Source organism: Halomonas sp. 3A7M, assembly GCF_014897875.1.
GTDB lineage: Bacteria > Pseudomonadota > Gammaproteobacteria > Pseudomonadales > Halomonadaceae > Vreelandella.
This window is the reverse complement of the sequence record NZ_JABUZD010000075.1, coordinates 1-24,378: the sequence shown is the minus strand read 5'-3', so window position 1 is coordinate 24,378 and position 24,378 is coordinate 1. Positions and strand designations below refer to the sequence as shown.

General features: G+C 53.2%; 19 protein-coding genes. 7 read left to right on the top strand and 12 right to left on the bottom strand.

The genetic code is table 11. The features are described 5' to 3' along the window. Window positions 1-12: 12 nt before the first annotated feature. From INT19_RS06815 to tkt, 4 genes are read right to left on the bottom strand one after another with little or no spacing between them, the layout of a single operon-like run. Window positions 13-1,056, bottom strand: coding sequence for a type I glyceraldehyde-3-phosphate dehydrogenase (locus INT19_RS06815; RefSeq protein ID WP_193060205.1), 1,044 nt, complete (start codon window positions 1,054-1,056; stop codon window positions 13-15). A gap of 60 nt (window positions 1,057-1,116) precedes the next feature. Continuing rightward, entirely contained in the window at window positions 1,117-1,836 is a 720-nt protein-coding gene (locus tag INT19_RS06810) for an LrgB family protein (RefSeq protein WP_193060204.1), read from the bottom strand. Beyond that, window positions 1,826-2,179, bottom strand: coding sequence for a CidA/LrgA family protein (locus INT19_RS06805; protein WP_089037279.1), 354 nt, complete (start codon window positions 2,177-2,179; stop codon window positions 1,826-1,828). Before INT19_RS06805 ends, INT19_RS06810 begins: the two co-directional genes overlap by 11 nt. Window positions 2,180-2,212: 33 nt before the next feature. After that, window positions 2,213-4,204, bottom strand: coding sequence for a transketolase (tkt, locus tag INT19_RS06800; protein WP_193060203.1), 1,992 nt, complete (start codon window positions 4,202-4,204; stop codon window positions 2,213-2,215). Window positions 4,205-4,451: 247 nt separating this feature from the next. On the opposite strand from tkt, the gene metK reads away from it, so the two are divergent. Next, a complete protein-coding gene (gene metK, locus INT19_RS06795; RefSeq protein ID WP_083000252.1) occupies window positions 4,452-5,672 on the top strand; it encodes a methionine adenosyltransferase in 1,221 nt (406 codons plus the stop codon). A 183-nt stretch (window positions 5,673-5,855) separates the two neighbouring features. Continuing rightward, complete coding sequence (gene ligB, locus INT19_RS06790; protein ID WP_226916956.1) at window positions 5,856-7,601, top strand: NAD-dependent DNA ligase LigB; 1,746 nt, start codon at window positions 5,856-5,858, stop codon at window positions 7,599-7,601. Between the two features lie 5 nt (window positions 7,602-7,606). Here the strand turns inward: ligB and INT19_RS06785 are convergent, their stop codons facing one another. Beyond that, window positions 7,607-8,545, bottom strand: a complete 939-nt coding sequence (locus INT19_RS06785; protein WP_083000257.1) for an AEC family transporter — start codon at window positions 8,543-8,545, stop codon at window positions 7,607-7,609. Window positions 8,546-8,723: 178 nt separating this feature from the next. On the opposite strand from INT19_RS06785, the gene metF reads away from it, so the two are divergent. Beyond that, on the top strand, window positions 8,724-9,566 hold the full coding sequence (metF, locus tag INT19_RS06780) for a methylenetetrahydrofolate reductase [NAD(P)H] (RefSeq protein ID WP_038480077.1): 843 nt from the start codon (window positions 8,724-8,726) through the stop codon (window positions 9,564-9,566). 118 nt (window positions 9,567-9,684) lie between these two features. Here the strand turns inward: metF and INT19_RS06775 are convergent, their stop codons facing one another. The 4 genes from INT19_RS06775 to prlC all read right to left on the bottom strand — a co-directional run bounded on the left by INT19_RS06775 (window position 9,685) and on the right by prlC (window position 15,663). Next, complete coding sequence (locus tag INT19_RS06775; protein WP_083000260.1) at window positions 9,685-11,883, bottom strand: TRAP transporter permease; 2,199 nt, start codon at window positions 11,881-11,883, stop codon at window positions 9,685-9,687. Between the two features lie 97 nt (window positions 11,884-11,980). Continuing rightward, entirely contained in the window at window positions 11,981-12,961 is a 981-nt protein-coding gene (locus tag INT19_RS06770; protein WP_083000262.1) for a TAXI family TRAP transporter solute-binding subunit, read from the bottom strand. A gap of 339 nt (window positions 12,962-13,300) precedes the next feature. Then, window positions 13,301-13,552 carry a YheV family putative zinc ribbon protein gene (locus tag INT19_RS06765; protein ID WP_009725002.1) on the bottom strand — a complete coding sequence of 84 codons (252 nt, stop codon included), beginning with the start codon at window positions 13,550-13,552 and terminating at the stop codon, window positions 13,301-13,303. Between the two features lie 62 nt (window positions 13,553-13,614). Further along, window positions 13,615-15,663, bottom strand: a complete 2,049-nt coding sequence (prlC, locus tag INT19_RS06760; protein WP_193060202.1) for an oligopeptidase A — start codon at window positions 15,661-15,663, stop codon at window positions 13,615-13,617. A gap of 223 nt (window positions 15,664-15,886) precedes the next feature. On the opposite strand from prlC, the gene INT19_RS06755 reads away from it, so the two are divergent. From INT19_RS06755 to INT19_RS06745, 3 genes are all read left to right on the top strand, one after another. Then, the gene (locus INT19_RS06755; protein ID WP_083000265.1) at window positions 15,887-17,227 is read left to right on the top strand and encodes a sodium-dependent transporter; all 1,341 of its coding nucleotides are present in this window, start codon (window positions 15,887-15,889) and stop codon (window positions 17,225-17,227) included. A 43-nt stretch (window positions 17,228-17,270) separates the two neighbouring features. Next, window positions 17,271-17,807: a gamma carbonic anhydrase family protein gene (locus tag INT19_RS06750; RefSeq protein WP_083000267.1), complete on the top strand. Its 537-nt coding sequence runs from the start codon at window positions 17,271-17,273 to the stop codon at window positions 17,805-17,807. 113 nt (window positions 17,808-17,920) lie between these two features. After that, on the top strand, window positions 17,921-18,592 hold the full coding sequence (locus INT19_RS06745; protein WP_083000269.1) for a metal-dependent hydrolase: 672 nt from the start codon (window positions 17,921-17,923) through the stop codon (window positions 18,590-18,592). Here the strand turns inward: INT19_RS06745 and INT19_RS06740 are convergent. The 3 genes from INT19_RS06740 to INT19_RS06730 are packed head-to-tail and all read right to left on the bottom strand — an operon-like array spanning window position 18,568 to window position 22,632. Beyond that, window positions 18,568-19,950 carry a sigma-54-dependent transcriptional regulator gene (locus INT19_RS06740; RefSeq protein WP_083000271.1) on the bottom strand — a complete coding sequence of 461 codons (1,383 nt, stop codon included), beginning with the start codon at window positions 19,948-19,950 and terminating at the stop codon, window positions 18,568-18,570. The two genes, INT19_RS06745 and INT19_RS06740, sit on opposite strands and share 25 nt — an antisense overlap. Further along, window positions 19,943-21,862, bottom strand: a complete 1,920-nt coding sequence (locus tag INT19_RS06735) for a sensor histidine kinase (protein WP_193060201.1) — start codon at window positions 21,860-21,862, stop codon at window positions 19,943-19,945. Before INT19_RS06735 ends, INT19_RS06740 begins: the two co-directional genes overlap by 8 nt. Next, window positions 21,859-22,632: a GntR family transcriptional regulator gene (locus tag INT19_RS06730; protein WP_009724995.1), complete on the bottom strand. Its 774-nt coding sequence runs from the start codon at window positions 22,630-22,632 to the stop codon at window positions 21,859-21,861. The genes INT19_RS06735 and INT19_RS06730 overlap by 4 nt, the downstream gene beginning before the upstream one ends. A gap of 309 nt (window positions 22,633-22,941) precedes the next feature. On the opposite strand from INT19_RS06730, the gene lldD reads away from it, so the two are divergent. Continuing rightward, window positions 22,942-24,096: an FMN-dependent L-lactate dehydrogenase LldD gene (gene lldD / locus INT19_RS06725; protein WP_083000277.1), complete on the top strand. Its 1,155-nt coding sequence runs from the start codon at window positions 22,942-22,944 to the stop codon at window positions 24,094-24,096. The last annotated feature ends 282 nt before the right edge of the window (window positions 24,097-24,378 follow it).

Genomic DNA, 24,378 nt, shown 5'->3' with positions numbered 1-24,378 from the left:
CATGATGCAGGCCTAGCGAGCGTTGCTTTTGGAAAGCGATGCCAGCCGCTGGGTGATATCCAGCATACGATTGGCAAAGCCCCATTCATTATCAAACCAACACAGCAGCTTAATTAAGCGTGTCCCCGCGACCCGTGTTTGCGTGGCGTCTAGGATGCCAGAGCGTGGATCATGATTAAAATCTATCGATGCCATGGGGGCTTCGGTATAGCCTAATACGCCAGCTAAGCGCTGCTGACTGGCGGATCGTAGTAAGTCGTTAACGTGCTCGGCGCTCGTATCACGACGCACAGTCAATGCGGCATCCATCGCAGAGACATTAATGGTGGGTACGCGCACGTGCAGGCATTCAAAACGACCGGACAGACTTGGCATCAGGCGACTGATCCCGACGGCCAACCCCGTGTCTACGGGGACAATTGACTGCATGGCCGAGCGTGTCAGGCGCAGATCCGTTTGATGATAAGCATCAATGACGGGCTGGTCGTTCATGGCCGAGTGAATAGTGGTGGTAACGCCGTGTTCAAGCCCTAGTGCTTCGTCCAGTACGGTGAGTAACGGGACAAGGCAGTTGGTGGTGCATGAGGCTGCTGAGAGAATGCGGTGGGAGAGTGTGAGCTCATGTTCGTTGATGCCCCACACAATCGTCGTATCCACATCGCTTTCGGCGGGTTGAGAAAACAGCAGTCGCTTAGCGCCAGCGGCTAAATGCTGCTCCGCTGTCGCACGATCCTTGAAACTACCAGAGCATTCCAGAACTAAATCAATATCTAGTGCTGCCCAGGGCAGAGCCTGCGGGTCACGCTCGCAAAGAACGTGTATGCGCTGGCCATTGATAAGCAGGCATTCACCGTCATTGTCTACTTCGCCAGGGAAACGACCATGGGTCGTATCGTAGCGAGTAAGGTAGGTAATCGTCGCAAGATCAGATAGCTCATTGATGGCGACCACTTCAATTTCTGGGTGGTTGCGCTCAACCAACGCTCTTAACACGCATTGGCCAATGCGTCCGTAACCATTAATGGCAATTCGATATGTCGAGTTTGCATTAGCCATGTCGCGAAGCGGCTCTCAAAAAATTGCTCAATGATAGCGTATTTCAACTGAGTTTGTTTTTCAGCTGACCGTGCCGATCAGCCGCCAGGCGAGTGGCAGCAACAGGGCGGTAAAAATACCGGTTAAACTCATGCCTAACGAGGCAAACGCGCCAGCCGTTGGGCTCAGTTCAAAGGCTCGCACAGTGCCAATGGCATGGCCATTGAGACCCAGTGCGAAACCAATAATGCGTTCATCGTTAATTTTTAGCAGCCGGGCAACGACACTCACGAAGGGAATGGTAACCACTCCTGTCACTAACAGCGCCCCCATTAGTAACGCTACGTTGCCGCCGAGCTGTTCAGTAATGCCGATGGCGATTGGCGCGGTGACTGATTTAGCGGCGAGTGACGCCAAAATAGTGGGACTAGCCCCCATTAGCCAAGCAATGCCGATTGCGTAGCAGGCCGCTAGTGCGGCGGCGATCGGTAAACAAAGTGTCAGCGGTTGCCACAGTTCACGAATGCGTGGCAACTGTTGATAGAGTGGCATGCCTAAGGCAACAGTCGCCGGCCCTAACAAAATGGTGAGCCATGAGGCCCCTTGTTGGTAAATCGAATAAGGCAGCCCTATCGCGACAAGTGCCGCTGCTAATAGCAACGCAGCGATTAGAATAGCGGGTAGCCAAGAAGGGTTGCGCAAGCGCTTAAAAATCAGGTTGCCGAGCAAATAGGCTGCAAGGGTAAGTCCTACAGCAAACAGCGGTGTGGCTGTTAGAGTGGACAACATATCAGTGGGCATCTGATCGCCCAATTAGCCGTTGTAATAACCATAACGTGGTAATCACGCTTAATAACGTCCCTAGCAATAGCGCAATAAGTATGGCGAACCACTGACCCGCGAGTTCATCCAGAATAAAGAACACGCCAACGACGCCTGGCATAATCAACATGGCCAGCAGCGCGATTAACGGTTGTGCTGCGGCCGCTAAACTTGAAGGCACGCGCCCTAAGACACCAAGGGTGGCACATAGCAACAGCATGCCCACCACCCCTGAAGAAAAAGGCAAACCGGAGAAGTGGATGACCACTTCCCCAATTAACCAATAGCTAATTAGCCAAAGCAGACCATTTAGCGCGGGCATGGCAGAACCCGCGCTAGATCAGCCTGCATGGCGTTAGGCCAGCAGCTCATTGGCCTGTTTAACAATATTTTCAACCGTAAAGCCGAAATGTTTGAACAGTTCGCCCGCAGGTGCAGACTCACCGTAGGTGGTCATACCGATAACACGACCATCCAGGCCAACGTACTTGTACCAGTAGTCGGCATGGCCCGCTTCGATCGCAATCCGTTTGGTGACTGCCTTGGGCAGTACACTTTCACGGTATTCCGCGTCTTGGCCATTAAAACAGTAGGTTGACGGCATGGAAACCACGCGCACTGCGTTACCTTGCTGCTCTAGTTCTGCTGCGGCGTCCATGGCAAGCGATACTTCAGAGCCGGTAGCAATCAAAATCAGCTCGGGCGTACCGTCACTGTCTTTCAAAATGTAACCACCACGCTGAATGGCCGCTAGTTGCGCCTTGGTGCGCTGCTGATGAGGCAGGTTCTGGCGCGAGAGCACCAGCGCGGTGGGGCCGGCGTGACGCTTCACCGCTGCATCCCAGGAAGCCGCTGTTTCAACCGCGTCACAGGGGCGCCATGTGTTCAGGTTAGGCGTTGTGCGCAGGCTGGTCAGCTGCTCAATCGGCTGGTGAGTGGGGCCATCTTCGCCCAGGCCAATAGAGTCATGGGTAAATACATAAATGGCTTGTTGGCCCATCAGCGCGGCCATCCGCACGGCGTTACGCATGTATTCCATGAAAATCAGGAAGGTCGCGCCATAAGGTACGAAACCACCGTGAAGGGCGATACCATTCATCACCGCGCCCATGCCGAACTCACGTACCCCGTAGTGCAGGTAATTGCCGCTAGCGTCTTCCGGCGTGATGGCTTTGGCGCCCTTCCAGAAGGTCAAGTTAGACGGCGCAAGATCGGCGCTACCGCCGAGCAGCTCAGGCATTTGCGGGCCGATAACATTCAACGCTTCAAAAGAGGCCTTGCGAGAGGCAATGCTTTCACCTTTCTCTTGCGCCTGCTCAATGAGCGCAGCGGTTGAAAGTTCTGCCGGTAGCTGCGCCTTCATGCGGCGCTCAAACTCTTTGGCTTCGGCTGGGAATGCTTCGGCATAACGGGCGAAGCGGGCATCCCACTCCTGCTGGCGGGTTTTGCCAGCGTTACGGGCATCCCAAGCAGAGTACACGGGCTCGGGGATATGGAACGGTGCGTGTTCCCAGCCGAGTTGCTTACGGGCGAGGGCCACTTCGTCGTCACCTAAGGGTGCACCGTGTGCCTCTTCTTTACCCTGTTTGTTAGGTGCGCCAAAGCCAATGATTGTTTTGCAGATAATCAGGCTCGGCTTATCGTCGTGGCTCTTGGCTAATTCAATGGCCGCTTTGATCTCTTCCGGCTTATGGCCGTCGACGTTTGGCACCACGTGCCAGCCGTACGCTTCAAAGCGCTTAGCGGTGTCGTCGGTAAACCAGCCTTCCACCTCGCCATCAATAGAGATGCCGTTGTCATCATACAGGGCAATCAGCTTGCCAAGCTGCTGAGTACCTGCCAGCGATGCGGCTTCATGGGAGATGCCTTCCATTAAGCAGCCGTCACCCAGGAAGCACCACGTATGGTGATCAACAATGTTGTGGCCAGGGCGATTAAACTGCGCGGCCAGCGTTTTTTCAGCAAGCGCAAAACCAACGGCGTTGGCGAACCCTTGGCCCAGTGGGCCGGTGGTGGTTTCGATGCCTGGTGCGTAGCCAAATTCGGGGTGGCCAGCCGTGGGCGAATGCAACTGGCGGAAGTTCTGCAGCTGTTCCAGGCTTAATTCATAGCCGCTGAGGTGCAGCAGTGAATAAAGCAGCATTGAGCCGTGGCCATTAGACAACACGAAGCGGTCGCGATCAGCCCATTTGGGATCTTCGGGGTTGTGCTTGAGGTAGTCATTCCACAGCACCTCGGCGATATCAGCCATGCCCATAGGCGCGCCAGGGTGGCCAGATTTGGCCTTCTGAACAGCATCCATGGAAAGGGCGCGAATGGCATTGGCCAGCTCAAAACGGGACGGCATGGGGGTGCTCCTCGCCTGAAAACGGAAATAATAAAGGTGCTATTGTCGCTGACTTCCCCGGCGGCGGCAAATTCTGGAGCCACGTTCTGGGAAGAACCCCCAACAGCGTGTAGACTCTGCCTCCCGAAGTGGTAGCGAAAATAGTCGTGCCGCTTCTATATATGGGCAGGGAACTGAACTTCCTGCCATGATTTCCTGCTGATGCTGCGGTCACTCTGCAGCCGTCATACAGAGGGTCGAGAGCGCGATGAGCGAATATTCCCTGTTTACCTCCGAGTCTGTCTCAGAAGGGCATCCTGATAAGATTGCCGACCAGATTTCCGACGCGGTACTAGATGCCATTATCGCCCGAGATAAACAGGCCCGCGTTGCCTGTGAAACCATGGTGAAGACAGGCGTTGCCATTATTGCTGGTGAGATCACCACGTCTGCGTGGGTTGATCTGGAAGCACTGGTGCGTGACGTGATTACTGATATTGGCTACACCTCATCTCGCGTGGGCTTTGATGGCGCAACTTGTGGGGTAATCAACCTGATCGGCAAGCAAAGCGTTGATATTGCTCAAGGTGTCGACCGCACGAAACCTGAAGATCAGGGTGCTGGCGATCAGGGATTGATGTTTGGCTACGCGACCAACGAAACTGATTCGTTTATGCCGGCGCCAATTCACTACTCGCACCGTTTGGTTGAGCGTCAGGCGGAGCTGCGTAAAAACGGTCTGCTGCCGTGGCTACGCCCAGATGCCAAAAGTCAGGTAACGTTCCGTTATAACGCGGAAGGCAAGCCCTGTGGTGTCGACGCCGTCGTATTGTCTACTCAGCACGACCCGGAAATCGGCCAAGATGACCTGCGCAAAATGGTTAAGCGCGAAATCGTCGAGCAAGTGATTCCCGCTGAGTGGCTGGATGAGCATACCCAGTACCACATTAATCCGACCGGCCAGTTTGTTATTGGTGGCCCGGTGGGCGACTGTGGCTTAACAGGGCGTAAAATTATCGTCGATACGTACGGCGGTATGGCGCGTCATGGCGGTGGAGCTTTCTCTGGTAAAGACCCGTCTAAAGTTGACCGCAGCGCCGCTTACGCTGGCCGTTACGTGGCTAAAAACGTCGTTGCCGCAGGTCTGGCTGATAAGTGCGAAATCCAGGTTTCCTACGCTATCGGCGTTGCCGAGCCGACGTCGGTTTCCATCGATACCTTCGGCACCGGTAAAATCGACGATGTTAAAATTGTCGAGCTAGTGCGTGAGCACTTTGATCTGCGCCCTTACGCGATTACCAAAATGCTCGATCTGCTACATCCGATGTATCGCCTCACGTCTGCTTATGGTCACTTTGGGCGTGAGCCGTTTGAGCATAGCTACAGCTGGGTAGATGACAAAGGCCAAGTTCATACAGAAACCTTTACCGCCTTCCCGTGGGAAAAAACTGATAAAGCCGACACTCTGCGCCAGGCTGCTGGTTTGTAACAAGACGTGTGACGGTAGTGTAAGCATGTCGATAACGTGCCCCTTGGCTGATGCCAAGGGGCTTTTTATTGCGTTGAATGTTTATTTTTCACTATGCGCTAAGGTCACTCTTCTCATCTGGCGTTTTATTAGACGCTGCTAGTTAAAAGGGAAGCGCCGCGACAGGGTGCCGAGAGAGAGCGTATGGATACCAACAGAAAAGCATACAAGCGTTGGCTACTGATCACCGCTTTATTGAGACTAATATTGGGGAGAGCAACGCTATTAAGCGCAGTGTTGTTAAGTGCGTGCTTACCGAGTGTCACCTTATCCGCACAGGCCAATGTGTGCCCTGACTGGCCCCGTGAACGGCTAGCGCAAGAGAGCGAAACACTGACTGAGCAAATTGCTCGATGGGATACTGCCTATCACGATCAGGGCGAGTCACTGATTGATGATGAGCTTTACGATCAAGCGGTCGCTCGGCTAGCAAACTGGCAAGCCTGCCTGGGTGAAGCGGCCCGGCAGCGACCGCTAACCAGAGTCACCCGTAGCGCTGGCACTCTAGATCACCCCGTGGCGCAAACGGGATTGAATAAAGCCGATGATGACGGTGTGCGACGCTTTATTAGCCGCCGGGACGATCTTTGGATTCAGCCTAAGGTCGATGGTGTCGCGATAACGCTACGCTACGAAGAGGGCGTGTTGGTCGAAGCGGTTAGCCGCGGTGACGGTGAACGCGGGCAGAACTGGACGGCTCGTGTACAGCAGCTTCCCGCCGTGCCAAACACACTGCCAACGTCGCTATCCGCCGTATTCCAGGGCGAACTCTACTGGATATTAAATGGCCATATTCAGTCGCAGAGTCCCGCCTCTGGCGCGCGAGGTGCTGTTGCCGGGGCCATGGCTCAGGCATCACCTTCGCGGCAAACCCGTGAGCGTATCGGGCTGTTTATCTGGGATTGGCCAGAAGGGCCGAGAGAGATGAATGAAAGGCTAGGCCAACTGACCGCGTTAGGCTTTGATACCGCCGATTACACCCACCCTATCAATGCCCAGCATGACGCCGCCAACTGGCGCGATACGTGGTTTAACGGCCCATTGCCGTTCGCCACCGATGGAGTAGTACTGAAACAGTCCGAACGCCCTGGGGTTCAACGCTGGTCATCATCGCCGCCGGAGTGGGCTGTTGCGTGGAAGTATCCCGCTCAGCAGGCGTTAGCTCAGGTTCGTGGCGTCGAGTTTCGCATTGGCCGAACAGGGCGCGTGACGCCGCTGTTGTGGCTTTATCCAATCACGCTAGAAGGACGGCGTATTAGTCGTGTGTCGCTGGGGTCTCTAGAGCGCTGGGAAGCATGGGATGTGCGCCCGGGTGATCATATCGCGATCACACTGGCGGGTCTCACCATTCCCCAGGCAACAGAAGTTGTTTGGCAAACCGACGAGCGAGCGGCCCTTGGCGTTCCCTCGCCAGAACGTTATCACCTATTAAGTTGTTTTACACTCACCGCGGAGTGCGACGCGCAGTTGCTGGCGCGGCTTAGCTTCTTAAGCGATCAGTTAAACATGCAGGGCGTGGGAGAGGGCACCTGGCAAGCGCTTATGGAGGCAGGTGTTGTGACCGAACTGCTAGGCTGGCTGGCAACAACGCCGGCACAGCTTCAGCGGGCACATGGCGTGGGAAGCGTTCGTTCAGCAGCGCTTGTCGCTCAGTTCCAGGCCGCACAGGCGGCCTCCTATGCTCAGTGGTTAGGGGCGTTAGGGATACCACCAGGTGGCAGCGCCCAGCTAGGGGATTGGGATACGTTAGCAGGTTACACACACTCAGATTGGCAAGCCGAACCCGGCGTTGGCTCCGTGCGTGCTGACGCGCTGGTGGCATTTTTCAGCCATCCAGACGTGCAGCGGATGGCCGCTCAGCTAAAGCTGGCGGGGGTTGAAGGCTTTTAACCCAATCAGAGGCCTAGCCCGGTAAGTTGCAGCATTAGGTGAAGATAGAGAGGAATTAGTAATGGCGCTAATAGCGTGGTGGTAAGCACCGCTAATGCTCCTTTTTGCGGTTGAATCCCTAGCTCCATCGCGACCACCACCACGTTAGAGGCCATGGGTACGACGCCTAACAGTAACAACGCCATACCGAGTTCTGGTGCAAGCGAGCCCAAGGCTTGAAGTAATAAAACGGCGATTAGCATCACCAGCGGCCAAAGTAGATAACGTAAGCCTACGCAGGTGGCAACAAAGCGGGAATCCCAAGCATCAAGCGTAACCTGGCTAAGGGTCATGCCAATAATCATCATGCCTAGCAGGGTGTAGGTGGCGGGGAAAACGTCAAGCGAGTTCATCAGTGCGCTGGGAAGTGTCACGTTGAGTGCACTCAGCAGCAGCGCAGACAAAAATGCGTAGACCAACGGCAGTCGAGCAATTTTGATCAGACTTTGGCGAATGGAAAAGTGGCCACGCGCACTTAAGTAAAATCCCACCGTAAACTCATATAGATTAATCCCTAACATGCAGAATAGATAAAGCGTGACACCTTCTGGCGGCAGTAAAATTAGCGCCACAGGCAGGCCAAAGTAACCCGTGTTGCCAGTGCCAGAAGAGAACGCTAAAAGTGCCCCCTCCTGAGGCCCAAAGCGGTGCTGGGTAAACCAGCGCACGGCCAGCGCCATGATGCTCACCAAGCTGAACAGCGCCAGTGTTAACAGTAGATAATCTGGTGTTGGGCCGCCGTTCATTAATGCGCGGAAAATGGTGAGTGGTGCAATCATGTATACCAATAGTGTGGCGATGGGGCGTGGGTCGATTTTTAAGCGCTGTGCAGCAATCCACCCCAATCCTACAAACCCCAATAACATCAACAGTGGCCCCATTAGGGCACTTGGCGCTAAATCCATTTCTGCATCCTGAGTCGTTAGGTGACGACGTCGTTGTGTGAATAGCTAAGTAGTTGCGTAAATAGCTAACATGAGCCGAATTAAAGGCCGACTGTGGAATCTTTCATTAGCTCCAGCGCGGCGGAAAGAGGAGAATAACCTAAATTATCACGATGTTAACGCTTTGCGAGGAAGTCCCATGAGCAGTCAAGAGCACCCGTTAGGTATTAGCTTTGAATTCTTTCCGCCCAATACCGATGCGGGAAGAGAGAAGTTAATGCACGTGCGCGATGAACTGGCCGCTCGACATCCGCGCTTTTTCTCGGTCACTTATGGTGCCGGTGGTTCCACTCAAGCGCGCACACGCGATATTGTGCGCACCGTTAGCCAAAGCGGCATTACGACAGCGCCACACCTTTCCTGCATTGGCAGTGAAAAAGCGCAATTGCGCGACCTGCTAGCGCAGTATCGTGAAGAGGGTGTCGACAGCTTAGTGGCGCTACGTGGCGACATGCCATCGGGCATGGGAAGCATTGGTGAGTTGCGCTACGCCAACGAACTTGTAGAGTTTATCCGTGCGGAAACCGGTGACCATTTTGATATTGCGGTGGCTGCTTATCCTGAATCTCATCCACAGGCACCCAATCTCGATAAGGATGTGGAAAACTTTGCCCGTAAAATGAAGGCTGGTGCCAACATGGCCATTACCCAGTACTTTTTTACCGCGGATGCCTACTTCCATTTTGTTGAAAAAGCCCGAGCGCTAGGTGTTGAGCAGCCTATTATTCCAGGCATTATGCCGATTACTAACTACACCAAATTGGCGCGTTTTTCAGATGCTTGTGGCGCAGAAATTCCCCGTTGGATTCGCAAGCAGTTGGAAGCTTATGGTGATGATAGTGACGCTATTGCCGCTTTTGGTACGGATGTTGTTAGCCGTTTGTGTGAGCGCCTACTTGATGGTGGTGCGCCTGGTCTACACTTCTACACGCTTAATCAGGCAGCACCCGTACTGAAAATTGTTGATAATCTGAGAGGCTAGTACGCCCTTAAAGAACCTAGCTTAGTGATCAATAAGAACGCCCGCTCGATAAAACTCGAGCGGGCGTTTTCGTTGGGCGATTAACGGCTAGTGGTTGAGTGAATAGCAGATTGCGCCGTCATGTGGTGCTGGGTGTCGCCTTATTGCCATGCTGTTTACGCTGCATAATGAACAGCGCTGCGCCAATGGCCAGGCCAGCAATATCGCTGTAAATGCCGCCGTAAATCATAAACAGCGCACCGACCAGCATAACCACACGCTGTAAGGTGTTTACCGGCCCAAAGAACCATGCTTGCACCATGCCCGAAAGCAAGATGATCCCCAGTGTGGCGGTCACACCGACACGCAGTATTTGCATCGCGGAGCCTTCCATTAGCATGGCTGGGCTGTAGAAGAACATAAACGGCACGATAAATGCAGCAAGACCAATTTTGAACGAAGCGACCGATGTGCCCATGGGGTTATCCCCAGAAATACCGGCGGCGGCGTAAGATGCTAACGCCACTGGCGGCGTAATGGCCGACACGACCGCAAAGTAGAACACAAAGAAGTGTGCGACGAGCGGCTCGATACCGATATTGATCAAGCCGGGTGCCACTACCGATGCTGCTACCGCGTAGGCTGCCGTCGTAGGCATGCCCATGCCGAGCAGGATACTGATCAACATCGCAAAGACCAATGCCAATAGCTGGCTAACCCCTGCAAGGCCTAACAGCAGTGAAGAGAAGCGCGCGCCGACGCCCGTCAGCGATATGACGCCAACAATAAGGCCTGCGCAAGCACAGACAGCAATGATCTGAATCGACATTATGCCCGCTAGTTGGAGTGCTCTCAAAATAGCCCGAATACCCATTTTATTGGGTGAGATCCAACTGACAACTGCCGCTGATGCTGTCGCTAGTGTACCGGCACGAATGACGGAGTAGCCCATAAAGAGAGCGACAATAAGAATGATAATGGGGGCGAATAGGTAGACCTGTTTTACTAGTTTGGAGAATAGCGGAATTTCATCTTTACGCATGCCACGCATGCCTTTACGCGCCGCTTCAAAATCCACCATAAAGTAGATAGAGGCGAAGTAAAGAATGGCTGGAATGACCGCCGCAATTGCAATTTCTGTATAAGGAATGCCGGTGACTTCCGCCATGATAAAGGCGCCTGCCCCCATGATGGGCGGCATGATCTGACCACCCGTGGACGCCGCTGCTTCAATGGCACCAGCACTGCGCGCTGGATAGCCGACTTTTTTCATCAATGGGATGGTAAGCGAGCCAGTCGATACCACGTTGCCCGCTGACGTACCGTTGATCATGCCCATTAAGCCGGAAGCAAAAATAGATACCTTCGCCGGGCCACCACGGGCACGGCCAGCGGCTGCAAATGCGAAGTTGACGAAGTAATCACCTACTTTCGAGGCCTGTAAAAACGCCGCAAAAATAATAAACAAAATGATATAGGTCGATGACACCGCCGTCGTTGGGCCAAGAATGCCTGCATCGGTATAGACCTGACTAAAGAAGCGCTGCACAGATAAACCTGGGTAGCCTAGGAAACCTGGTAGATACTGGCCAGCAAAGACATAGACCAGGAAAACCGCTGAAATCACCACCAATGCTAAACCAGCCACCCGACGAGTTAGCTCTAGAATCAGCAGTGAGCCCGCAATGGCCGCCCAAGAAATGCCGGGAGGAGCAAACGAGGTGCCTGTCGACATGCGCATATTGGTATTAAAGGCCATCAACAAGTAAGCAGCGCTGGCGATGGCACACACCATTAAAACGAGGTCGGCGGGATTAAAGCGGTGGCGTGCCTGCCGATAGAACCAAGACAGGGCAATGGCTGCTGCCGTGGTGGCTATGAGTGGATAGCCGTAATGCAGTGTCTCAATGCTTGGATCAATGCGCATCGCACCGCCATTGAGTGTTTGCTGCATCAAAAAGACTTGTATAAGTGAATAGATCGCAGGCGCTAAGAGCGCATAGCTGGCCCATTTGAGCCATGCAGGGGAGGCTTGCTGATCATCTTCTGCAAAGCGAGCACCGGCAAACAGCCCGTACCCTAAAATGAGCGCACCAGCGATATGTACAATGCGAAACGACCAGGTTTCCATCGGGTACACATTGAGCGAAAACAGGTGGAAGCTTGAATAGCCAATGGCCAGTGCAGCAAACAAAAAAAACTGCCAGCCAACAAACACACGGCGGTTGGACTCGACAACCTCTTCATCGACACCCTCGGCAATTGACTCGGGTATCGATGAAGCAGTTTGGGCATCATCCTTGAGGCCGTTGGGGTCTTGATCGGTATTGTGACTCATCAGAGGTCACCCTCACAGCAAAAGCAAAAAAGAGGCGGTAGCGAACGCTGCCCCATCCGGCCAGCGGAAAACAGGGCAGCGTGAAGAGGGGCTTGGCTTAGTTGATCATGTCATCATCAATGTCGTAGCCATTCTCTTCATACCAGCGTGCGGCGCCCGGATGGAAGGGCAGCACATTGTTGTGGACGATGTTTTCTGGAATGGTGGTTTCAGCGCTGCGGTGCACTGAGCGCATACGGTCATTGTTTTCCATCGTGGCTTTGGTGACTTCATAGATAAAGTCTTCCGGCAGATCACAGCCCGCAATGGCAAAGTTCCACATAGAAACAGCGCGTGCGTCTTCTTCCAGTGTGGTGTAAGTGCTCGCTGGGATAGTGAATTCAGCAACCGGGAAGGCGTCCAGGACGGTGGCCATCTCTTCTTCGGTAAACTCAATAATGTTCACATCGGTCTGCACTTCGAGTTGGCTAACGGCCGGAATCGGAATACCCGCTGCAAACGCGATCACATCCAGCAGGCCATCCTGCAGCTGACCACCTAAGTCAGACCAGCCGCCATTACGACGATCAAACTCAACGCCCAGCGTTTCGAGGATAGCGGGGAAGTAAGTGTCTGATGTAGAAGCTGCTGGGCCGAACCCGATGCGCGCGCCATCAGGAATGTCAGCGATGGACTCAATGCCTGAGCTCGAAAGAGCGGCAATAGAGAAGGGGGTTTCATACATCGGGAACAGTGCACAAACATTGTCCATTGCCAGGCCTGGCGCTAGTGGACTTTCACCCTTAACAGCATCCGACGCTGGGCCCATCGTGGTAAGACCAAAGGCCATATCGCCGCTGTGTACGAGCGCTAGGTTTTGAGTTGGGCCGCCTGTGACTTCACCACCGCCTGAAACGTCTAGCTCATCAGCAATAAAGTTAGCCCAGCCTGAGCCATAAACGAAGTAGGTGCCGCCTTGACTGGCGGTACCGACAGTGAAGTTATCGGGCCATTCTGAGCGGTCTGCTTGGGCAGTGCCTGCTGCTAGAAGGGCACTACTGGCAAGAAAGGCGACGGTTTTAGGCATCATATTGCGCATGGCGAGATTTCCTAAGCTGTTATTGGGATTATCGTCTGGCGTGCTGGCACTGCCAGTGGCTTTATCTTAAGCAATTTACATAGAGCGATAGTCATGCCAATAGGCGGGCTGATTATTAAAATCAGTAGCTTAAAGTTCTCTTATTCAACTTTGGTTGAAACTAAAAAAACGTTAAGTGTCTGGGGTTTCGCACACTATAGGTTCGTTAGTGTGTGGTTTTTCGCACACTTTCATGAGTGAGGAGTGAGGAGTGAGGAGTGAGGAGTGAGGAGTGGCTTGGCCTCCAGCGTGGTGGAGGCTTAAATTAAAAGCGGTGACATAAATGCTTGGAATAGGTGGTTAACGTTTAGGTTTGCCAGGGTCGAGAATGCGTACGGGCTGTACATCCTGCGTTTTTTGCTCTTCGCGTACTTGGTTAACGCGGGTAGTTAGCTCTGGTGCTGCCTCATCTTCAATCGGCAACTGCTCGAAAAAATCGCAGTTAACGCATTCCCGGTAGCGAATGTTGTTTTGCTCCCAGGCGCGAATCCGATCCATGGCCGCGCAGCGTGGGCAGGTTACCCCAGCAATAAAGCGTTTCACACTCGACATAACAGGCTCCAAGGGTGCGGTAACAAGACAGATACCGCACCCGGTGATAGTGAAAATAAACGTCAGGCTGCGCGGATACCGCTATGGCGTAATAATGGTTCTACGCTTGGCTCACGGCCTCGGAAAGCGCGAAATAGCTCGGCGGCATCCCTCACGCCGCCTGATTCTAGAATTTCCTGACGGAAGCGTTGGCCAGTGGAAGGGTCAAAAATCCCTGCCTCCTCGAACGCGCTCCAAGCATCGGCAGAAAGTACTTCCGCCCATTTGTAGCTGTAATAGCCCGCCGCATAGCCACCCGCAAAAATATGGCTAAAGCTATTCTGGAAGCGGTTAAAGCCAACTGTCGGCACGACCGAGGTGTGGCTACGTACGTCATCCAATAGCGTTTGAACGTCACTGGCGCTGGGCGCTTCCAGCTCATGGTGCAGGCGCAAGTCGAATAATGAAAACTCTATTTGGCGCACCATTCCCATTGCTGATTGGAAGTTTTTGGCAGCCTGTAAACGCGCTAGCAGGTCAGCGGGCAGGGGCTCGCCAGTATCGACATGCTTGGCGATCAGGTCTAGTCCTTCGCGTTCCCAGCAGTAGTTCTCCATGAATTGGCTGGGTAGTTCAACCGCATCCCAAGCAACACCGTTAATGCCAGAGATATCGGCAATGTCCTGTTTGGTCAGCATGTGATGCAAGCCATGGCCGAACTCATGAAACAGCGTGGTGACTTCATCATGGGTTAGCAGAGCGGGTTTGTCGCCCACTGGGGCGGTAAAGTTACAGGTCAGAAATGCCACTGGCAGCTGTAGGCCGTTTTCAGTTTGGCGGCGTACTCGGCAATCGGCCATCCATGCTCCGCCGCGCTTGCTTTCGCGAGCATACAAGTCCAAATAGAAACCGGCGATCGGCTCACCTTGTTCTGTAATGCGGAAGTATTGAACATCGTTGTGATAGCTAGGCGCATCAGGTGCTGCTTCCACGCGAACGCCGTAAAGACGTTCTACTACCTGGAATAGCCCATCCACCACCCGTGGCGCTGGGAAGTAAGGGCGAAGCTGCTCTTGTGAGATGGAGTGACGTGCCTCGCGTAGTTTTTCACTGGCATAGGGCACATCCCATGGCTCAAGCGTTTCAATCCCTAATGCTTCACGAGCATAGTCGCTGAGCTCCGCGACTTCTTCCGTGGCCTGGGGAACGGCACGGCGAGCTAGGTCATTCAAAAACTCAAGCACCTGCTCGGGAGAATCGGCCATCTTAGTGGTGAGCGAGTAATCGGCGTAGGTCTTAAAGCCCAGCAAGTGGGCGAGCTCTTGGCGGAGTGCCAAAATCTCTTCAAGAACGGGAGCGTTATCGAACTTGCCTGTGTCTGGGCCTTGATCGGAAGCACGAGTGACAAACGCGGTGTATACCTCACGCCGCAACTCTCGGTTATCGGCATAACTGATAATGGGGAAAAAGCTTGGGAAATCTAGGGTGATGCGATAGCCATCGACGCCTTTTGCCTGGGCGGTTGCTTTTAGCGTATCAAGGGCGCTTTCCGGAACGCCAGCAAGTGCATCAAGGTGGTCAATATCCTTATGCCAAGCTTGGGTAGCATCGAGCACGTTGTTTGAAAACTGGTTGGATAAGGTGGAGAGGCGCGCTTGAATCGCGCCGTAGCGAGCCTTTTTGTCAGCAGGTAAATCGACACCGGCTAAGCGGAAATCGCGTAAAGTGTTTTCTACCGTGCGTTGCTGAGCAGGCGTTAGACTTGCCCATGCATCACCCTGCTTAAGCGCTTGCCAGCCCTTAAAGAGTCCTTCGTGTTGTCCCATCCAGGTGCTAAACGCCGAGAGTTGTTCCAAGCATGCCTGATAAGCTTCCCGCAGTTCGGGGGTGTTCATCGTGCCGTTGAGATGAGAGATGGGCGACCACGCTTGGGTAAGCCGGTCATTAACAGCCTCTAGCGGCGCAGCAAAGTTATCCCAATGTGGTGGCACTGTGGCGGCCTGTTGAGCGAGTCGGTCAATGACTTCCCGGCTTTCATTCAGCAGCGTTTCTACCGCAGGCACGACGTGTTCAGCGCGAATGTCAGCGAAAGGGGGAAGCTCATGCGGCTCTAGCAACGGATTGCGGGACATAGGCACCTCGTAGGCATTAATTTTTTAACTCGTAACGTTTTTAAATACGTTAGTGGCGCATAAAAACGCAATAATAATGACACAGTGCGGGCGGTGAGGCCGTGTTTCAATGTCTGGGCTGAATACTGTGGCTTACACCAGGGTTTGGCCTAGGCGTAAGCGCCTGCTAGTCTTGCCGCCTTTTAGTGTCGCCAATTAGTGCCACCAATGGTAGGAGCAAGTGATGAGTGAAACGCTGGAGCGCTGGGGGTCAAAGCGAGCCTTCATCTTAGCGGTAACGGGGGCTGCAGTTGGGTTGGGTAATATTTGGCGCTTCCCGTATGTTGCAGGCGAGAACGGTGGTGCGGCATTTCTATTGATCTATGTGGCGTTTGTACTGCTGTTAGGTATCCCTGTAATGATGGCCGAGATTTTAATTGGCCGGGCTGGGCGACGGGGGCCTATGCAAGCGCTGAGTAGGCTGGCTGTAGAAGCCGGCGCTTCTCGGCACTGGCGCTGGTTAGGCTTATTTGGAGCCTTCACCGTCTTCTGTATTTTATCGTTTTACTCGGTGGTGTCAGGTTGGTCGATTGAGTTTTTAGTCGCTTCAATAAACGGAAATTTCGATGGTGCAAGTGCCGCAGAAATAGGTGCGGGTTTCGATGCGTTTCTGGCAAACCCAGGCCTGTTGATTTTTAACCACTCGTTATTCCTATTTATGACCATGACGGTAGTGGCGGCGGGCGTTGCCAAAGGCCTAGAGAGGTTGAACAACCTATTGATGCCGCTGCTGTATGGCTTATTGTTGCTACTGGCTGGTTATGCCACGACCACCGACGGATTTGGTACGGCGCTTTCATGGCTGTTTTTACCGTCGTTTGGCGACGTAACGACCTCAGTGGTGTTGCATGCCATGGGACATGCGTTTTTTACCCTTGCCGTTGGGGCCTGCGCGCTAATGGCTTATGGGGCTTATATGCCTGATGAGCAGAGCCTACCGAAAGCCGCGTTTGCAGTTGCAATGCTCGATATCAGCGTCGCTTTATTAGCAGGGATTGCAATCTTTTCGGTGGTATTTGCCCAAGGTATGGACCCTGCTGACGGCCCAGGGTTGATGTTTGTGACGTTGCCAATTGCTTTTTCTGAGCTGCCTTGGGGAGCATTTTGGTTAAGTGTATTCTTTTTGTTGCTCTTATTGGCTACCTGGACCTCAGCGATTAACCTCGCTGAACCCATGGTGGCAACGCTGCAAGGGCTTGGATGGCGTCGCAGTATATCAACGGCCGTCGTGGCGCTTAGCGTATGGTTGTTAGGGCTGCTTTCGGCGTTCTCGTTTTCCACGCTTGCCGATTTCAGGCCGTTGTTCGGACGCAATGTGTTTGAGCTAGTTAGTAGTATTCCGCCCGATATTTTCCTACCTATGGGTGGGCTGTTGATTGCTATCTTTGCGGCCTGGGTGATGCCCCGCGTGCAGGTTGTACAGGCATTGGGTGTTGGGGAGAGTGGCTATGCACTCTGGCGTAATATTGTCCGCTGGGTGTCGATTCCGCTGACGTTTATTGTATTGCTCGGCGGGTTGCTATAGTTCTTGAATATTTTAATCCAATAGCGTTAAGCAGGAGTGTGCAATGAGCAATGCCTTACGACCATTTCAAGGTATTTCGCCTCGCCTTGGTAAGCGGGTTTATGTCGACCCCGCTAGCGTGGTAATAGGTGATGTAGAGCTGGGCGATGACTGCTCGGTCTGGCCGATGACCGTGATCCGGGGAGATATGCATCAGATCCGCATTGGTGCTCGCACTAGCGTGCAGGATGGCAGCGTGCTGCATATTACCCATGCCAGCGATTTCAATCCTGATGGCTTTCCACTGACGATTGGTGATGATGTCACCATTGGCCATAAAGCGATTTTGCATGGCTGTACGCTGGGTAGCCGTATTTTGGTGGGTATGGGGGCAATTGTGATGGATGGAGCAGTTGTCGAGGATGAGGTGATTATTGCGGCTGGCGCAGTTGTTACACCGGGCAAACGTTTGGAAAGCGGTCATGTATATGCGGGAAACCCGGCGAAAGCGTTGCGTCCACTTAAAGATAAAGAGCGCGCTTTCTTTCCTTACACGGCAGGTAACTACGTTAAGTTAAAAGATCAGTTCCTCGCTCAGTAAATTTCTTCATACAGGCGCTAAGCAGTTGGCCTAACACTCTTTTTTTCTTAAATAGACATGTTGCGGCAGCCAAAAATCTGGTAATTTATCCAGTTTTCCAGGATGCCGCGCTAATGGCGAATTTTCGCACGCACATTACGGTAGCAGCAGCAGGCGGCGTACTCATGGCTTATGCTGGCTGGCAGGCTGAGTGGTGGCCAGCGACTCAGGCGCTATTAATTATTGCTCTGGTAGCCTTTGGCGGTATTTTGCCTGACATAGATGCTGATCGATCACGATCTATCCGTTTGATTTTTAATCTTTTATCGGTGCCTTCACTGGTGCTTGGTGTGTTGTTGTTGCAGCCCTGGTTAACACCAGGTTTGTTGCTAGTGGCGTGTGGTGGCATTTACGTTAGCGTGCGTTATTTTGCGGCGGTGGTGTTCTCACGGCTAACGGTTCATCGAGGTATTTGGCACTCATTGATGGCGGCTGTGCTGTGCGCGCTGATGACTGCCGCGTTTAGTTTTCATCTGCTGGCACAGCCAGCTTGGCTGGCCTGGTGCCATAGTGCAGCGGTACTGCTAGGATTTATCATTCATTTAAGCCTGGACGAACTTTTCAGCGTGGACCTAGAAGGCGCGCGGTTAAAGCGCTCTTTTGGCACCGCACTTAAGCTTGGCGATGGCCGCCGCCCACTATCGAATGTCTTTATGCTGATTGCGCTATTTACCTTGGTGCCCTGGGTACCACCGTGGGACGTGTTGATTGAGTTGTTTCATCAAGGGTCGCTGCTATGGCGATAATCATCAGCGCTTAAACTGTGTTTTTTGAGTTTGTCGTAGAAGGTTTTGCGGGGTATTCCCAGATGACGGCATACGTCGGTTACGCGCCCATGATGGCGGGACAGGGATTGGCTAATCAGGCTCTTTTCAAATAGCTCTACTTGGCGCGGCAACGTGGGCTCTTCGGTGTCGGCGTTGGCCCCTTCCAGTAGCGCATCCAGACGGTAGTCAAAGGCTGCTCCCAATAGCACATAACGCTCTGCAAGGTTACGCAGCTCGCGAACATTACCAGGCCAGTCGTGAGCCAGCAGGGCGGCAATTGAGTGGCTATCCAGGGTAGGGGCTTCTAAGCCACTGCGGTTGGCAGCGACCACGGCGAAATGCTGGAACAGCAGGGGAATGTCCTCGCGTCGTTCGCGCAGTGCGGGCAGTGGCAGGGTGACCACGTTGAGTCGATAGTAGAGATCTTCGCGAAAGCTCCCTTCTTCAGCAGCAGCTTTAAGGTCCACTTTGGTGGCCGCAATCACTCGTATATTGAGTGGCACCGTCTCGTTGGCCCCAAGACGCTCGACGCTACGCTCTTGTAATACGCGCAATAGCTTCACCTGAAGTGCCAATGGCATTGATTCGATTTCATCCAGGAACACGGTGCCACCATTGGCATGCTCGAATTTACCAATTCGCCGTTCTACTGCGCCGGTAAAAGCACCTTTCTCATGGCCAAACAGTTCTGACTCTATGGTGTTTTCTGGCACTGCACCGCAGTTTATCGCCATAAACGGGCTATTGCGTCGGACGCTACGTTCATGAATGGCGCGGGCGACAAGGTCTTTTCCGGTGCCGGTTTCGCCAAATAGGAGCACATCAGCCTCTACTTGGCTGATGCGTTGAATCATTGCTGCTAGGCGAGAAATCACTGCGGTACGGCCGACTAAACGAGGCCCAAGGGCTGCCTGCTGAACCTCAAGCTCGGCTTTTAAGCGCAAATTTTCCAGGCTTAGCTGGCGCTTTTCGATGCCTCGCCTTACGACATCGAGTAGCTGATCCCCAGCGAAAGGCTTTTCCAGAAAATCCCAAGCGCCTGCACGCATCGCCTCCACCGCGGTTGAGATGTCACCGTGGCCAGTGATTAAGATAATCGGCAGTGTGGCATCGCGGCTGTGTAATTCATGTAATAGCGCCATACCGTCCATTCCGGGCATACGAATATCACTCACGATGACGCCGGGAAAGTTTGCTGGTAGTGCCTCAAGCGCTTGTTCTGCAGACTCAAAACAGTGAGGCGTGTAGCCAGCGAGTTCGAGTGTTTGGCTGGCGGTGATACGCAGGTGCGGTTCGTCGTCGATCACCATGACCGGCAGCGTCGACGGCTCATGCATGGTTGTTACTCTCCTTGACTGAGTATGGCTGCAGTACGTTAGGTGTTGTTGAACAGGGTAGCGTAATGGTGAATCGCGCCCCGCCAGTGGGCTGATTCGCTACCTGCAGCTTGCCGCCCAGATCCTCCATAATACGTGAGGAAATCGAAAGTCCTAGCCCTAATCCGCTGCCGGGTGCTTTCGTGGTGAAGAAAGGTTCGAAGATCTGGCCCAAGTGTTGTTCTGGGATGCCTGGGCCATTATCGGCAACGCTAATCATCACTTGCTGTTGTGCTATTTCTACGCTTAGCGTCAGCATGGGTGACGATACCTCTTTCATTGCCTGTAACGCGTTACTGATCAAATTCACCAGTACTTGCTCTAGGCGGACTAAATCACCCTCAACCCAAAGCGTCTCCTCTGGCCATTGTTGGACCACCCTGATGCCATCATCACGTAAGCGGCTGTGGAATAAACGCAGGGCGTACTCAATACAGGCTTGGACAGAGATTGTTTCCTGACGCTCGCTGCTCTTACGAGAAAACTGGCGCAGCTGGGCGCTAATATCGGCCATGCGCTGGGTAAGCTCGACAATTTGCGCTAGGTTGGCATCTGCTTTGTCCACCCGCGACAGTTCAATAAACCGTCGACCATTTTCAGCGTAGGCGCGAATAGCCGCTAATGGTTGATTTAACTCGTGATTAATACCGGCAGCCAATTGACCTAATACCGCAAGCTTTGCCGCTTGGATCAGCTCATCTTGGGTTTGGCGTAGATTAGCTTCTGCTCGCCGCCGCTCTTCTATTTCACCAGAAAGCCTCTGATTACTGGCGACTAAATCACGTGTTCTTCGCTCAACGCTGACTTCTAGTTCATCGCGTACTCTCGCTAAGGTTTGTCGTTCGCGTTCCGCAAACGCTTCTCTCTCTCGGCGTAAACGCAAGCGTTGCCAACCAATGCCTCCGCCCAAGGCCACCACGCCATATAAGCCTCCCGCCATCAGCGCCGCGATCCACTGGGCGTTCACCACAGGAGTCAGTGGTTTTAAAATATGCATTTGCCAGCCAAACTCTGGGATGGGGCGCGTAAGGCTTAAATAGTGCCCACCACTTAATGGCCCGCTAGCAAAGCTAACAAGATAGCTATCGGCCCCGTAAGGGGCTTCAAGCTCAATGCCGGAAGGCGTTAAAGGCTCCATTGCATAGCGACGAGTTGCCCGTAGGCTGTCGCGTTGGCCGTCGGTAAGAGGGTGGAGGGCATTCATGCGCAGCTCAGGGTGGCTGGCCATGAAAATAATATTGTCGCTATCGGTGACAAACAGTTCAGCGTCCTGCTCAGCCCAGCTCTCTTCAACATCGTCGAGCAGTACTTTGACGACGATAACACCGTCGGGTTTTGCATCGGGCGAGGTGTCATCAAGCCACACCGGCGCTGAGAAATAGTAACCACGCTCAAGCGACTGTACACCTAAGCCATAAAAACGCCCCTGCCCCCCGGTAATGGCATCGGTGTAATAGCTGCGAAACGCGTAGTTTTGACCAATGAATGTATTAGGGCGGTGCCAGTTGCTGGCGGCGATGGTATCGGCGTCACGGTTAAGCAAATAAACATCTGAGACCCCAGAGGTAAAGCGAAAACGGTCAAGCAGTAAGTTGAGCGGCATGGGGTCTTGGCTGTCTGGGGAATCTAAAAAACGTTGTACGCCTTCCCTGGTCGCCAGCATTTGTGGCAAATAATCATAGCGCAGTAGGTAACCATTTAAGTTGGCGGCCGACAGCCGCAGCTCGTTTTCGGCATCGTCTTGTAAGTTTGATAGCGCCTGCTCGCGGGCCAGTTGAGCGGCCTGCCACATGCATAGCATCAGTCCTAGCGGAATCGCGATTAGCCAGAGTAGCCGCCAGCGGTGACCTGAAAGGCGAAGTAAGCGACTCATGCGGGTGTGCTGCTGGTACCTTGGGCACGACGCAGTGCTCGCTGGGCGCGGGTTTCCGCTCTGGCCATCTCGAGAAGGCCTTCCTCAACGTACACTAAGTGCTCGTGCGCGCGGCTGCGGGCATCTTCAGCACGCCCTTCTAAAATCGCATCTAGTAGGGCTCGGTGTTGCTTCATTAGCTGCGAACGCGAGTCGGGCTTTGCAAAAAGATGGGCGAGGTTGTCAACGATGCTTTGCTCTAATAAATGAAAAATGCCTCGAATGGTGTGAAGTAACAGTACGTTATGAGCGGCTTCTGCAATAGCAAGGTGGAAGGCTGCGTCTAGTTTTGCTTCTTGGGCGGGGTTGGCACCCACAAATCCACCATCAAGTTCTTCAAAACGCTGGATTAATACGGCTTTGTCCGCTGGTGTTGAGCGTAACGCGGCGTAATAAGCCGAAATGCCTTCCATCGCATCGCGAAATTCAAGCAAATCCAAATGAAATTCGTTGTGTCGGGAAAGCATCTCCAACAAAGGGTCGGTGTAGCCGCTGTTTAGCGTTTCATTCACGAAGGTACCACCCCCTTGGCGGCTGGTAAGCAGGCCTCGTGCGGCAAGCTTTTGAATGGCCTCACGTAGAGAGGGGCGTGACACGCCAAACCGTTCAGCAAGCTCTCTTTCTGGGGGCAGGCGCTGGCCAGGCTTGAGGCTACCTTCAAGAATCATTGCTTCAAGGCGCTCGGTAATCACATCAGCCAAGCGCTGCTGGCGGAGCGGAGGATAAGTCATTAGTGCAGGCCCTTATAATTGGTAAGACCAATTATAAGGGCTTTAATGATTTGTCTCAACAGTAAAAGGCTAGCAAATTGATAGCTATTGGCACCGTTTATTTGACTTATAACTAAAGTATATGACCGAAATATGCCATGGTGGGCGATGCGTGTTTGACACGACTGCGGCGCCTCATTACTGTTGAGGATAATTTTTTGTAAATTGGTAAAACCAATTTTTATCTGAAGCGCCTAATACTGACGCTTCGATGACCGTTTACAGATAGTACTTATAGATAGTGCATCTATTTATTGCATAGGGCCTGCCATGATCATTTCATCACCTACGGACTACCGCCAAGCTGCCAAGCGTCGTATCCCCCCGTTTCTGTTTCACTATGCTGATGGCGGGTCATACGCAGAGCATACGTTGCGGAGCAATGTTGAAGACCTAGCGGGTGTCGCGTTGCGGCAGCGGGTGTTGAAGGATATGTCGTCGCTATCGCTGGAAACCGAACTGTTTGGTGAAAAGATGGCAATGCCTCTTGCCTTGGCGCCGGTGGGGCTAACAGGCATGTACGCTAGGCGTGGTGAAGTCCAGGCAGCACGGGCAGCGACCAAGAAGGGCATACCGTTTACGTTGTCGACGGTCTCCGTATGTCCAATTGCAGAAGTGGCAGCGGCAGTGGAGCGGCCCATCTGGTTTCAGCTTTATGTATTGAAGGATCGGGGCTTTATGAAGCACGTGCTTGAGCGTGCTAAGGCGGCAGGGGTTAAAACATTAGTCTTCACCGTTGATATGCCTGTGCCTGGAGCGCGTTATCGCGATGCCCATTCAGGCATGAGCGGCAAAAGCGGGCCTATGAAACGTATGCTTCAGGCTGCGTTGCATCCTCTTTGGGCTTGGGATGTCGGTGTTTGTGGCCGCCCGCATGACCTAGGCAACGTGTCTGATTATCGTGGTCAGCCGACAGAACTTGAGGATTATATTGCTTGGCTTGGCGATAACTTTGACCCCTCTATTTCCTGGAAAGATCTGGATTGGATTCGTGAGCAGTGGGATGGCTCAATGATTATTAAGGGCATATTGGATGCTGAAGATGCCCGTGATGCAGTCCGCTTTGGGGCGGATGGTATTGTGGTTTCCAATCACGGTGGCCGTCAGTTGGATGGCGTGCCTTCTACTGCACGTGCCCTGCCTGCTATTGCAGATGCAGTTAAGGGTGACTTGTCCATCCTGGCAGATTCTGGTGTGCGTAATGGGTTAGATGTAGTGAGAATGATTGCCATGGGTGCAGACACAGCATTGATAGGTCGTGCCTTTATCTATGCGCTTGCAGCGGCAGGTGAGGCGGGGGTTGCTAACCTGCTTGAGCTATTCGAAAAAGAGATGAAGGTGGCGATGACGCTCACCGGTGCGCGAACGATTGCTGATCTCAGCACCGAATCATTAGTTCCTGACGCAATTCCTGCGCTTAAATAACGCTCAAATAGAGGGGGTGATGCTGCCAGCATTAGAGTAACAGACGAATGTTGGCGTTTTTTTACAAAATCCCTTGCCAAGACGGCAGCGAATCCGTAAAGTACGCATCCGCTGCCGGGGACGCACAGCGTTACCAGCGGTGATTGAAGGTGAAAACCTTCGGTTTGTCAGAGAGTTAGGGTAGTTATAAAGAAAGCATCGTTATCTCGCTTTCTTAACCCACTCGCTTCACTCGCTAAAAACAGTGATTGACAAACACCAGGAAATGCGTAGAATACGCCT